This is a genomic window from Acinetobacter sp. GD03645 (assembly GCF_029845285.1).
GTDB lineage: Bacteria > Pseudomonadota > Gammaproteobacteria > Pseudomonadales > Moraxellaceae > Acinetobacter > Acinetobacter corruptisaponis.
Genome location: NZ_JAOCLL010000021.1, coordinates 38173 through 51108, shown reverse-complemented (window position 1 = coordinate 51108; position 12936 = coordinate 38173). Strand labels below are relative to the sequence as shown.

At 42.7% G+C, this 12936-nt stretch carries 15 protein-coding genes; 3 read left to right on the top strand and 12 right to left on the bottom strand.

All coding sequences use genetic code 11. From position 1 onward, the window contains the following. The first annotated feature begins 92 nt into the window (after positions 1-92). Positions 93-692, top strand: a complete 600-nt coding sequence (gene wrbA, locus N5J47_RS15365) for an NAD(P)H:quinone oxidoreductase (protein WP_279958580.1) — start codon at positions 93-95, stop codon at positions 690-692. Here the strand turns inward: wrbA and N5J47_RS15360 are convergent. After that, positions 689-1063, bottom strand: coding sequence for a type ISP restriction/modification enzyme (locus N5J47_RS15360; RefSeq protein WP_279958579.1), 375 nt, complete (start codon positions 1061-1063; stop codon positions 689-691). The two genes, wrbA and N5J47_RS15360, sit on opposite strands and share 4 nt — an antisense overlap. A gap of 117 nt (positions 1064-1180) precedes the next feature. Next, on the bottom strand, positions 1181-1993 hold the full coding sequence (gene lgt, locus N5J47_RS15355) for a prolipoprotein diacylglyceryl transferase (protein WP_279958578.1): 813 nt from the start codon (positions 1991-1993) through the stop codon (positions 1181-1183). 121 nt (positions 1994-2114) lie between these two features. On the opposite strand from lgt, the gene N5J47_RS15350 reads away from it, so the two are divergent. Continuing rightward, positions 2115-2897 (top strand): NRDE family protein, encoded by a 783-nt coding sequence (locus N5J47_RS15350; protein WP_279958577.1) that lies wholly within the window; start codon positions 2115-2117, stop codon positions 2895-2897. A gap of 43 nt (positions 2898-2940) precedes the next feature. On the opposite strand, the gene N5J47_RS15345 is transcribed toward N5J47_RS15350, so the two are convergent. The 5 genes from N5J47_RS15345 to rdgB form a co-directional block, all read right to left on the bottom strand. After that, positions 2941-4929 (bottom strand): alkaline phosphatase PhoX, encoded by a 1989-nt coding sequence (locus N5J47_RS15345; RefSeq protein ID WP_279958576.1) that lies wholly within the window; start codon positions 4927-4929, stop codon positions 2941-2943. A gap of 201 nt (positions 4930-5130) precedes the next feature. Then, positions 5131-5901 (bottom strand): twin-arginine translocase subunit TatC, encoded by a 771-nt coding sequence (gene tatC / locus N5J47_RS15340; RefSeq protein ID WP_279958575.1) that lies wholly within the window; start codon positions 5899-5901, stop codon positions 5131-5133. After that, positions 5898-6338: a Sec-independent protein translocase protein TatB gene (gene tatB, locus N5J47_RS15335; protein ID WP_279958574.1), complete on the bottom strand. Its 441-nt coding sequence runs from the start codon at positions 6336-6338 to the stop codon at positions 5898-5900. The genes tatC and tatB overlap by 4 nt, the downstream gene beginning before the upstream one ends. 12 nt (positions 6339-6350) lie before the next feature. Then, a complete protein-coding gene (gene tatA, locus N5J47_RS15330) occupies positions 6351-6566 on the bottom strand; it encodes a Sec-independent protein translocase subunit TatA (protein WP_151974925.1) in 216 nt (71 codons plus the stop codon). A gap of 167 nt (positions 6567-6733) precedes the next feature. Beyond that, positions 6734-7357 (bottom strand): RdgB/HAM1 family non-canonical purine NTP pyrophosphatase, encoded by a 624-nt coding sequence (rdgB, locus tag N5J47_RS15325; RefSeq protein WP_279958573.1) that lies wholly within the window; start codon positions 7355-7357, stop codon positions 6734-6736. Between the two features lie 150 nt (positions 7358-7507). Here rdgB and N5J47_RS15320 point away from each other — a divergent pair, with 150 nt between their 5' ends. Beyond that, the gene (locus tag N5J47_RS15320) at positions 7508-7798 is read left to right on the top strand and encodes a hypothetical protein (protein ID WP_279958572.1); all 291 of its coding nucleotides are present in this window, start codon (positions 7508-7510) and stop codon (positions 7796-7798) included. Between the two features lie 74 nt (positions 7799-7872). Here N5J47_RS15320 and N5J47_RS15315 read toward each other — a convergent pair whose 3' ends face one another. The 5 genes from N5J47_RS15315 to leuA form a co-directional block, all read right to left on the bottom strand. Then, on the bottom strand, positions 7873-8511 hold the full coding sequence (locus tag N5J47_RS15315) for a hypothetical protein (protein ID WP_279958571.1): 639 nt from the start codon (positions 8509-8511) through the stop codon (positions 7873-7875). Between the two features lie 77 nt (positions 8512-8588). Beyond that, positions 8589-9176, bottom strand: a complete 588-nt coding sequence (locus tag N5J47_RS15310) for a tetratricopeptide repeat protein (protein WP_279958570.1) — start codon at positions 9174-9176, stop codon at positions 8589-8591. Then, positions 9173-9766: a methionine biosynthesis protein MetW gene (gene metW, locus N5J47_RS15305; RefSeq protein ID WP_267980634.1), complete on the bottom strand. Its 594-nt coding sequence runs from the start codon at positions 9764-9766 to the stop codon at positions 9173-9175. Before metW ends, N5J47_RS15310 begins: the two co-directional genes overlap by 4 nt. Beyond that, positions 9766-10926, bottom strand: coding sequence for a homoserine O-acetyltransferase (locus tag N5J47_RS15300; protein ID WP_279958569.1), 1161 nt, complete (start codon positions 10924-10926; stop codon positions 9766-9768). The genes metW and N5J47_RS15300 overlap by 1 nt, the downstream gene beginning before the upstream one ends. Before the next feature lie 81 nt (positions 10927-11007). Beyond that, on the bottom strand, positions 11008-12705 hold the full coding sequence (gene leuA, locus N5J47_RS15295) for a 2-isopropylmalate synthase (protein WP_279958568.1): 1698 nt from the start codon (positions 12703-12705) through the stop codon (positions 11008-11010). Between the last annotated feature and the right edge of the window lie 231 nt (positions 12706-12936).

Below are 12936 nucleotides of genomic sequence, written 5' to 3'. Positions count from 1 at the left end.
AATCAAAATCCTATGCGTTTCACAGGACTTATTACCGCTAAAAATATAAAAAATATCGTATAGTGTTCTTTTTAACAAAATTATTGAAAGTGATGCAACCTTACGTTCTTGTTCTCTATTACAGTAAATATGGTTCAACTAGACAGATGGCACACCTGATTGCAGATGGAATTGAGGCTGCGGGTGTCACTGCCCGTATTCGTACCGTTCCAAATCTCACCACTGTGGTGACTGAGGCTGAGCCGAGTATTCCTGTTGAGGGAGACATTTACTGTACCCTGGATGACCTCACCCATTGTTCAGGTTTGGCGCTTGGTTCACCAACACGTTTTGGCAACATGGCCAGTGAGATGAAGTATTTCTGGGATCAAACCACCAGTTTGTGGCTGAATGGCGCATTGCACAATAAGCCTGCCTGTGTGTTTACCTCTTCAGGTTCAATGCATGGTGGGCAGGAAAGTACCTTGCTGAGCATGTTACCGCCGTTATTTCATCATGGCATGATGATACTGGGCTTACCCAATTCAATTCCTGCATTATCCAATACCAAAACAGGTGGCACCCCCTATGGTGCAAGCCATGTCAGTGGGCCTCGCCATGACCAGGGTCTCAGTCAGGATGAAAAAGTCCTGTGTGAGGCGCAGGGCAAACGCCTGGGTGAAGTGGTTCAGGCTTTGGCTGATAAACTTTAGCTCAGGGAAAGTCGATATTGCTGGCCCAATTTTACCAATTTCCAGAAATTTAGGTTGTCAGTAGGATAGGGAATCGCGGGTAAGCTTGGACTGAGCAGTTGTATTCTGTCAGTAGTTCCCTTTTCTGAGATCAACACTGCATAAACATAATCCAGTAAATCAGTTGCGGTAAACACCTGTTTATAGGCATCCTGAAGTTCTGCGTTCTGGTTGGCAAAACAAACCCGATGTGGCTGTTGTTCTGAAATAAGGGTGAGGCCTAAAGTTTTTTCAATCTGGGTAACAATATCAAGATTAAGTTGCAGTGGGGATAGGGATAGAAACAGTTGATCAGTTTTAAAATACTGTGAATTTCCATGTGCTGTTTCCATTTGATAAATTCCCCCTAGTCTTAGATGAACTATAAAGGCTGCTATTCAAGATTGGCAATTCAATTGAATGGATGACAATTTTAAAAATAAAAATGGGAGCATCAGCTCCCATCATGTTTATTTGGTTATTTGCCAGTCATAGATTTTTCTACGGTAGGCATACCACATCATCCATAGCCCAATAATAATCATTGGGAAGCTTAGGATTTGCCCTTTGGTCATCCAGCCAAACAGGATGAAGCCCTGATCCGCATCGGGTTGGCGGAAGAATTCCATAAAGAAGCGCGCCACACCATAGCCCATCAGGAATAAAGCTGAAACTGCCATACGTGGACGGGGCTTTGAGCTAAACCACCACAACACGATAAACAGGATGAGGCCCTCACACAGTGCCTGATAAATCTGTGACGGGTGACGAACCAAGCCTAACGGGTCTGTTGGGAAAATCATGCCAAAAGGATAATCTGGATTGGTTACCTGACGGCCATAAAGTTCGCCACCAATAAAGTTGCCGATACGACCAAACATCAGGCCTGTTGGTACACAGGGTGCAATAAAGTCCAGTGTTTGAAACCATGTTTTTTGGTATTTCCGACACCAGAACAGCATGGCGATCATCACACCAAGGAAACCGCCGTGGAAGCTCATGCCCCCTGTCCAGACCTGAAACAACCACAGTGGGTTTTCCAGAAACTTGCTGAACTCGTAAAACAGGACATAGCCCACCCGACCACCCAGCACCACACCCAAAGCGCCGTAGAAGACCAGGTCGGATACCATGTCGGCTGTCCAGCCATCGCGCTGTTTGGCTCGGTAAGATGCCAAGCCCCATGCACATAAAAATGCCAAGAGATACATCAATCCGTACCAGTGTACCTTGACTGGCCCTAAACTCAGTGCCACTGGATCAATATTTGGATAGGTCAGCATCGCTGTTCCTCAATTTAGAATTTGAAATTAAGTTTTGAGCAGATTGTAGCGGAATGATGTGAAAAATGTTGTACATTCAATGTGAAAGTCAACAGACGCTAAATGAGTGAAAACAGGATCAATGTGTATTGTCGCTTTTGCATGGCATGTGCTGGATGATATGCCACTTTGCCTCATTTCAAACCGTGATGAGTTTTACCATCGTCCCAGTGCTCCCCTGCATCAGTGGGAAAACTGCCCAATTGTGGCAGGGCAGGACTTGCAGTCGGGTGGAACATGGATGGGCGTGACCGCAGCAGGTCGCTGGGCGATTGTGACCAACTTCCGCAATGGTCGGGACAAGAACCAGTACAGCACTTCACGCGGACACCTGATTCAGGACTTTCTGGAAAGTGATTTAGCTCCCATCCGCTTTGCACAAATGCTGGAACAGAAGCAGCAGGACTATGCGGGCTTTAACCTGTTTGTGGGTGATCGTGAACAGGCGGTGTATATGAGCAATCGTGGTGAAGCGCCACAGGTTCTGGCCAATGGTGTCTATGTCGTCTCAAATGGTTTAATGTCTGAGGACTGGCAGAAAACCAGACATTTGCGTAAACGCTTTACCCAGGAGCTTTTACCCATGCTACAGCAACCCCGAGTCGCAGAATTGGATTTGGAGTCTGCGGTTTGGGATATTCTGGAGGATGAGCGGAAAATCATCCCAAACCTATTGCCAGATACAGGTATTAGTCAGGAAATGGAAGCGTTGCTGTCCTCGACTTTTATCCAAAGCCCGATTTATGGGACACGCTGTTCAAATTTTTTAAGGCTTACATTTGAGCAATGGCAGTGGCTGGAAAAGTCACAACAGGGTGAAGATCAGGGAAATACTGTGGAAATGAAGATTGACTTACTGAAATAACAAATGCCGACATAAGGTCGGCATTTGCATTGAACAATCTGGTCTATTTGGTGGTTGTAGTCTTTTTCTCAACCGATGGCAACACATCCGCCGTGATATAGCCAACACATGCACTAAAACCATTGTTATAGTTGTTCAGCACCGCTGTTTTTACATCTGCTGGAATCTTTGAACTGTCGCCTGGATGCTGGAAATTGCTCATGATATAGGTCCAGCCGTTGACCGAATCTACTGCATGTAAACCTGTTGACTCTGCACCTGCTGGGGTGGAAAGAATACGGTCCAGCGTCTTGTTATCGACATTGTATGCCCATAGGAAGTTATTGGTATGGTTACCACTATCTTCACCAATAAACAGGGTACGCAAGGTTTCAGAGAACTTCAGGTTGTCTGGGCTGGCAATGTTGTTTGGATCAGCAGTGTTTTTCAATGCATCTTCCGCAATGTCTGTACCAATCAGCAGCATATGGCTTTGGGCAGGCACCCATTCACTGTTGATCACGCCGTTCTGCTGGTCAACCTGACTGCCTTTAAGGTCATGGGCAAGCACGCCACCTGCCTTAATAGTTTTCTTGAATTTTACGTTATATGACTCAACCCAGGCTGAATTTCCACCAATCATGGAATCCTGAATATTTGCCAGCGCGGAATAAGCCACTTTATCCTTGATATTGACTGTGGTGCCTTCCATCTTGGTAAATGCCATGCTACCGCCTTTCAACGCCGCATAGCGGTGGGTTTCAAGGAACGCGGCAGCCAGTTCAATCTCAGCCTTGCTAAAGCCGTTGTTGGCTTCCTTGAGTTTTACCCAGAGTGATTTTCCATCCAGCACAATCTTGGTATAGCCTGTTGCATCAGCAGGCTCAGCTTTCAGGCTTTCCATGATGTGTTCAGCCTTGATGCCACGAACATTGACCAAGTCTTCAATGGTCTTGCTGTTGGTCTGACCGAGCTTGATCCACTTGATGGCAGCGGTAGAGCTCTCATTTAGCTCAGAGGTGTACTTGGCCACATACAAGGTCCCCGCAGATAGGTCTTTTTCCTTATCCGCAATGAACATGAAGAAACCGCCATTGGTAAAGTCATCACCCATGATCACGGTACGGTTGTCTGGCATTACTTGAATCAGTTCGTGTGAGATACGGCCCAGGCAGTAATGTTTAACAGCTTTTGCACGTCCCTTACCATCCAGGATGATTTCTGGCAGATGACCATAGTTATATACATTCGCCGTGGTTTCATTGCCATACAGGTTTTTACTGTAGGCTTTGAGCATGGCAAGGTCTGAACCGATCTGGTCAAAGGCATCGGGTTCATATTCTTCACTTGAAAGGTGGGTGTTCCAAGGAGAAAGGCTTGCACCACAGGTAATCCATAAACCATGCACTTTAGACATATCAACATTGTGGTATTTTTTTAATGCCAAATGACCTGTCTTTTGGTCCTGATCCAGCGTAAGCACCGCAATTGGTGATGGCAACTTGCCATACATGCTTTGATTTGCCAAGTTTTTAGTCGTGTATTCAAACTGAACCACATGGAATACAGGGTTGGTTACGCCTGAAACACTTGCGCCCTCAAGATAAATCAGCGATGAACCATCAGGAGAGTCAGAGAAGAACTGGCGTGTCTGTGCTGGAACAGAGCTGTCCTTGATTGGCTGGTTGTTAATGTCGTAGTAACTACCCGCAATAATCTTGCCACCATCAATGTTGTCAACTTCCGTACCTGTACGGAAAAATTCCTGATAACCCAGTTTGTACTCGGTGGTTGTATTGTCATCCCAGGTAATGGTGAGGCCTGACTTGACCGAAGTGGTGGCCATTTCCGCAGTGGTTGATGGCGCCGCCATTGGGGTGAATTTGGCATTCTTGAATTTAGCCAGTTTAGGCGGGGTAACAACATTATTGTCATCATCATTGCAACCCGTTAACACGGCTGCTGTGCTCATTGCCCCCAATGGTAAAAACGGAACACCCGCGAACCATTTTAAAATATCACGACGACTTGGCTGATTGGTATTGGCTGTCATAATAAATCCGTATCTTTAATTAATGGTAAATAAGTCCTGATAGATTCTATGAATGACAGATGACATTTTTTTGACACTTTTAAGGCAGTTTAAAGACACTTTTCTATGTGAAATCAAAATAATATAAAACTGCAATAAAAATGAGGCCAATGATAGGCCTCGATTCTTGTCGTATTTTTATCTCAGGTAAAAGCTATTCTTTTAGCTATTTTCATTTTCAAGTTTGCGTTTTTCCAGTAACTTTCCTAACAACAGTCCTAACTCGAACAGCATCCACATCGGTACAGCCAGCATGATCATCGACAAGGCATCGGGTGGGGTCACGAACATGGCAATAAAAAAGCAGCCCACCACAATAAAACGTCTTTTTTCAATCAGGCTTTGTGTACTGACTACACCAATTAAAATCAACACTAAAGTAATAATTGGAATTTCAAAGGTGAAGCCAAAGACCAGAAATAGCTTTAGACAGAAACTCAAATAACTATTGATATCTGTCATGGGTGCTACAGTTTCAGGTGATACGCTAATAAAGAAATGCAGAATGGCTGGCAAGGTAATGAAGTAGGCAAAAGCCACTCCTAAATAGAACAACACAATACTGCCCAACAATAGGGGAATGGCTAAGTGGCGTTCTTTCTCATATAGCGCAGGCCTGATAAATGACCAAACCTGATAAATGATGTAGGGCATTGCCAGCATAAAAGCGACAAACAGGTTTAGCTTAAAGGGGGCCATAAATGTCGCCGTGACATCTGTGGCGATCATGGTTGAAGTGGCTGGCAATTGCTGTCTTAGCGGTTCAGACAGCCATTGATAGGTCTGGTTTCTAAATGGCAATAAACAGAAAAATAGAAAAATCGTCACGCCAACGATCTTAAACAGGTATTGGCGCAACACAATCAAATGCTGCATCACAGGCATTTGTTCAAGGCTTTCAGCACTGACTGAAGTGGAGGGCAACTGACTCATACGGCAATCTTTAATTCTGTTTCAAAGGTATTGGTCGATGGATTGAACTCAGGCTGTTGAGCCAATAATGCTTGATATTGAACACTGTAAGGGAAAACAGCCTGTCTGGAATGAGGCGTGTATTTTGCTGGACTTTTGGCTTGATGCTGTACCTGTTCAGGTTCAGTTGCTGCCTGAGTATTTTTTAGCTCATCCAACTGTTTTTGCACTCTACGTTCGAGTTCGGTAATTTTCTCAATCTCTTTTTGCATTTCTTCCCGAAACTCGGAAAGTTTTAGCTCACGATCAATCTCATTCTGAATGTTGTTGATAAACTTCTTGATTTTTCCATACCACTTGGCTACAAAACGTGCAGCTTCAGGGAGTTTTTCAGGACCGAGCACCAGCAATGCAATCACGGCAAAGCAAAATATCTCGGTCATTCCCAAATTCAGCATAGTGACGCTCGCTTAGCTTTTAACTGAGCTTTCAGTATTTTTAACCTGGGCATCAATGGTGCGAGGTTCATTTAAAGATGCTGCCGCCTCATCTTCTTTCATTGATTTTTTAAAGTCCTTGACTGCACCGCCCACATCTTTGCCGAGATTTTTAAGCTTTGATGTACCAAACAGTAAAATGACCACAATTGCAAAAATCAGCACATGCCAAATTGATAAACCCGCCATAATGATATTCCTCTAAAACTCTGGATATATCTCAACAGTTTGGCATGACAGGGATGTGACACTTATATTGCAGTTTTGCGACAAGAATGATGCAAAATGATTTTTATACGAAAGGGAAAGAATGAGGAGAAAGAAGCCTGAATATGCGGTTCAGGCTTCTATGGAAATTAGCTCAAACTCGCTTTAAACAATTGCATTGCCTGACCACGGTGACTGATTTTACTTTTCTCTTCCTTGCTGAGTTCCGCACTGGAAAGATTGAGTGCAGCCAGCCAAAATAGGGGATCATAGCCAAAACCATTTTCTCCACGGGCAGCTTCTAAAATCTCACCTTTCCAAATGCCCTGAAAGATTTGTGGCAGTGGGTCTTCTGCATGAGTCACCAGCGCCAGAACACAGACAAACATGCCCTCAATCGCTTCACCCTCTTTGCGGAATGGTACAAGGTCAGCCAAAAGCTTTTGGTTATTGGCAGCGTCATTGCCATGTTCGCCTGCATAACGTGCGGAGTAAATACCAGGTGCACCACCCAGAATTGGTACACAAAGTCCTGAGTCATCTGCAATCGCAGGTTTACCCGAAATTCTGGCTGCATGACGTGCCTTGATAATGGCATTTTCCACAAAGCTCAAACCATCTTCGATGGCATCTTCAATATTGAGTTTTCCTTGTGGAATGATTTCAACAGGCAGATTGAGTTGCTGAAAAAGATGTTCAAATTCTGCAACTTTACCTTTGTTATTGCTTGCGAGGACAAGGCTGCTTTGATTGAACCAGTGAGGAGTAGACATATTAATTTTGAATGCTTTATTAAGAAATAAACTGGATTTTAGAACTTTTTTTAAAATTATAGTAGAGATTATGTATGTCTTTAATAATTAGATCGTATAAAATGATTGTTTTTTAGTCTGTAATAAATATTTTATCGTTAGGGGAAGTTCTTGAAAAATATAACATTATCTTTATTCTTGTTTTTAATATTAAGTGGATGTGATTCTTCAAATAACGATTTATCTAGTAATAAAGCAGAGTCAAATGTTCCAGCATTGGAAAGTGAGTGTGTGGAGTTGCGAAATCAGTGGAAAAGTATTATGGAATTGAATGTAACAACAAAGAATGAAGAGCAGGCTTTCAAAATAAGAAATGAATATAAAAATAAAGGTTGTTTTGAAACGTGTGGTCGTTTAATTGAGGATACTGATACTATCGAAAAAGAAACATGGTGTGAATAAATATTAGACCTTTTGCATAAGTTATTTTTTTCATCCAATAGCTTTTCTTTTGTAAAGGGTCTATTTGTAAATTATTATTCAGTAAGCATTTTTTCATAAATTTTTTTTCTTTCAGAATAAACAGCTCGTTGTGCACCAAAAACCCCAATCATATTGCAAATTAAATGAGCTTTTGCTGCTATTATATTATTTTGTTTATACAGTGGTTTTTCTTCAATATTTTTTGAATTTTTATAATATCCTTGGAAGATAACTTTTTCCTCTAGTACTTTGTCATTTGGTTCAAAATGCATAGCAACAAATCTTTTATGACCATTTTCATCGTGATATACTACTTTATGTTCTGTTGTTGTTTCAATAACTGGACAGTTGATTATAAGCGTGTCAAGTCCTTTTGGGGATTGCGATATTCTATTATCTATAGTCTTATAAGGAATAAGAATTTTTGTTTTATTGTATCCATTCTCTGGGTGGACATAGATAATTAAGTCATTGAAAATTAAATTGTATTTAATATTTTTGTCAATAATAATACTATTAACTTCTTTATATAATTCTTCAGTTTCTTCTTTTGTTAATTGAACGGGGTTTTTATCAATAAAAACGCTATTACTTTCCCCATCAACTGATTTTACTATTTCAAACTCTATCTTTTCATTAGAAAATGTATTAGTTGAAATTACTAAGATAGAATATAAGAAATATTTTTTCATTATTAATTTAACTCAATTTTTAAATTAATAGAGAAAGCTAGATTATTGGTTATCAAGCTTTCTTCTTTTAGGTGTAATTACTGTGCCTGAATCCATTTATCCGCACGGTCACGCGCTGTACGAATCTGTTCCTGGGTCAGGTTGGCAGCCAAAGCAGTTTTCTTACCTTCAGACAGGCTAATCACTTTAGTGTCAAGCATGCCATCACGGGTTGAAAGCTCATACCACTGGTAAGCACCCACATAGTTTTTCTTCTGTTCTTCCATCATCGCAAGGTTAAAGCTGGCGCGGTTATCGCCATTGCTTGCTGCCTTTTCAAAATACTTGCGTGCCAAAGCCTCATCTTTATGTGTGCCAATACCATCAGCATACATACGTCCAACATTGAGCTGTGCAGCAGACAAGCCTTGGTCAGCCGCTGCCTTAAACAGTGTGAAAGCCTGTTTCTCATCTTTGGCAACATCTTTACCATACTGGTAACGCGTTGCTAAATAAAACTGTGCACCTGCCTGACCTGCTTTCGCTGCGCTTTGTAATTCACTGACACTCATCACTGAATACCGTGCTGCCTGCGTTGCAACCGATTGCGGTTGGGCAACATAGTCAGCGTGCGCCTGCATACCGATCAGACCAAATAAAAACGTGCTGATTAATGTCTTTTTCATAGAGCGCTCACTCGATAAATTGCGACTTCACCAAATAGGTTCGGCATATGCTTGCTCAGCATACTACCTTGTTGGTCACCATTAACGGCAAGTCGATTAATAATTTTAATCCGATTCTCAGCACATAAGGCTTCAAAGTCACGGAAAGTACATAAATGAATATTCGGCGTGTTATACCACATATACGGTAAAGCTTCCGAAACAGGCATTTTCCCTTTTAATGCTAGAAAAGATCGGGTCTTCCAATATGCAAAGTTTGGAAAAGTAATGATTGCCTGCTTGCCAACACGCACCATGTCACGGAGCAGTACATCGGGCGCATCGACCGCCTGCAATGCCTGTGCCATGACCACGGAGTCAAAAGACTGGTCGGCAAAACGACTTAACCCCAAGTTTAAGTCCTGTTGAATAATATTTAACCCCCGACTGATGGCAATTGCAATCTTTTCTTGATCAATTTCTAATCCATAAGCACGAATATTATGCTGTTTGCTCATATGGGCCAGTAATTCACCATCACCACAGCCTAAATCCAGTACGCTGGAATCAGGTTTAATCCATCTTTCAGCCAGTCGTTGATCTATACGCATCAGATATTCTCCAAACGGGTCGATTGCAACTGTTGCGCTCCACCTAAAAATGCCCGTAATGTTTTCACATACAGGGGGATAGGGAACAGGAACGAGTCATGACCCTGTTCAGCATCAATATCCAGGTAGCTGACAGGCTGATGATTATCAAGCAAGGCATCTACCAGTTCCTGCGAACGGCTTGGACTAAAGCGCCAGTCGGTGGTAAATGAGATCACCAAAAACTGGCATTTCGGTTGACGCATGGCCTTGGTCAGGGAATGTTCATATTCACGGGAGGGGTCAAAATAATCCAATGCCTTGGTCATAATCAAGTAAGTATTTGCATCAAAATTACGGCTGAATTGTTCGCCCTGGTAACGCAGATAGCTTTCAACCTGAAACTCAACATCAAAGCCATACATAAACTTGCCCGATTTTAAGTCCCGACCAAATTTCTGTTTCATCGCTTCTTCGGATAGATAGGTGATATGACCCACCATCCGCGCCAGAATCAAGCCACGTTTTGGATAACTGTCATGTTCCAGATAACGTCCATGATGGAAATCAGGATCAGACAGAATCGACTGACGGGCAACCTCATTAAAGGCAATGTTCTGTGCCGAAAGTTTTGGTGCACTGGCGATAATGGCACATTTCTTTAAGCGGTCTGGATAGTCCAGAGACCATTGCAGGGCCTGCATACCGCCCAGCGAACCACCGATAATGGCAAACCAGATTTCAATGTCCAAACGGTCAGATAGCATGGCTTGGGTTTTAACCCAGTCACGTACAGTCACTAATGGAAAGTCTGGACCGTAAGGACGGTTTTCATTTTCTGGATTCGGTGAGGTGGGACCTGTAGAACCGTTACAACCGCCAATATTATTTAGTGACACCACAAAGAAATGGTTGGTATCAATGGCTTTTCCAGGTCCAATGCAACCATCCCACCATCCCGCCTTTTTATCATCTTCGTGATGATAACCAGCGGCATGGTGATGTCCTGACAATGCATGGCAAATGAGAATGGCATTGGATTTGTCAGCATTGAGTGTTCCATAGGTTTCAACCATTAAATCAAAACGGGGCAATATACGCCCACACTCAAGTTCTAAAGGTGCTTCAAATGAAAATTTTTGTGGAGTGACTAAGCCCACAGAATCCGATGGAAAAGACACTGGAATCGTTCGTCCTATAAATCTTTTATCAATAATAAAAAGGATACCAACTCTGGTATCCTTTTTAAATGATTGTTTTCGTTAAACAGCTGCGGCAACCACTTGCTCCGTCGTCAACACACCCTGTTCAATCAAGCGGTTGGTACAGGCAATAATTGCCTCAATGGACGAGGTGACGATATTGTCATGTACACCTGCACCAAATGCGCTCTTACCTGTGCCTTTGACCTGAAGTTCAATCAAGGCAAGGGCCTTGGCATTCGCACCTGAACCGATGCTGCGCTCTTCATAGTTCACCACATCAATTGGCAACTGTAATGCATTTAACATGGCAGAGATTGGACCATTGCCTTCACCACGCAAGCGCTGGATTTCACCCTCAATCTCAATGTCCAGTTCAATGATCTGTGTACCATTAATATCAGACAATTGATAATGCTTGGTTTGGTAATGACGATTTTTCACATCAACATAAGTATTTTGGAACAATTCCCAAATTTGATGCGCGCTGATTTCTGTACCGTTTTCATCGGTATGCTGCTGTACGATCTGGCTAAACTCGATTTGTACACGGCGTGGTAAAGCCACGTTGTAGTTCGATTCCAACAAGTAGGCGATACCACCCTTACCAGACTGACTGTTGACACGAATTACTGCGTCATAATCACGTCCCAAGTCTTTCGGGTCGATTGGCAAGTATGGCATATCCCAGATCTCTTCATTTTTCTGGAACTCAAAGCCTTTCTTGATTGCATCCTGATGTGAACCAGAGAATGCGGTAAAGACTAAATCACCTGCATATGGATGACGTGGGTGCACAGGCAAGCCCGTACATTCCTCAACGGTTGCAATGATTTCATTGATGTTGGAGAAATCCAAGTTTGGTGCGACACCCTGTGTGTACATATTCAAGGCAATTGCGGCAACGTCAACATTACCTGTACGCTCACCATTACCAAATACACAGCCTTCAACGCGATCAGCACCTGCCATGATGGCCAATTCGGAAGCGGCGATACCACAACCACGGTCGTTGTGACAGTGAACTGAAATGATCACGCCATCACGGCGTGCCAAGTTGCGGTGCATCCACTCAATTTGGTCGGCATAGACATTGGGTGTAGACACCTCAACTGTGGCAGGCAAGTTCAAGATTACCTTGTTGGTTGGAGACGCTTCCCAAATTTCAGTGACCGCATCACAGACATCTTTGGCAACTTCCAATTCGGTTGCAGAGAAACATTCTGGGCTGTACTGGAATATCCATTCAGTTGCAGGATATTGCGCCGCATATTCCTTGACCTTGTTGGCTGCATTGATGGCAAGCTGTTTTGAACCATTGGCATCGACATTCAATACTTTCTTACGGAAAGTCGGAGAGTTTGAGTTGTAGATATGCACAATCGCACGTTTTGCACCGACCAAAGACTCAAAGGTACGTTCGATCAAATGGTCACGGGCCTGTACCAACACTTCAATATACACATCATCAGGAATCAAATTCTCCTGAATTAATTTTTGAGTAAAATCAAAATCAATTTGTGAAGCCGATGGAAAACCAATTTCAATATGTTTAAAACCAATTTTGACCAACATATGGAACATTTTTAATTTCTGGTCCATGTTCATCGGTTCAAAAATGGCCTGGTTACCATCACGAAGATCGGTACTCATCCAGATTGGCGCCTGATTGATTTCATTGTTCGGCCATTGGCGATCTGGTAAATCCACGCGTTGATACATACGGCGGTATTTTTTGCTTGGGTCAGCCAACATCATGAGATAACTCCTTGTTGTAGCATGGGTTGCCGCTTCAAAATAAATGCAACGTGCTACGAATATATATGGTGTCTATAACAATTAATTTAAAGAGAATATGTTTTAAGTACCTGAAACCAGGCAGAAAAATTTATACGCGCGCGAGGCGCAGCATCAGCAGGGCAGCGAGGTTTTTTATATAAGACGGATGGATAAAGTCATCACTTGTTTTCATCATCTACCATTCACAGA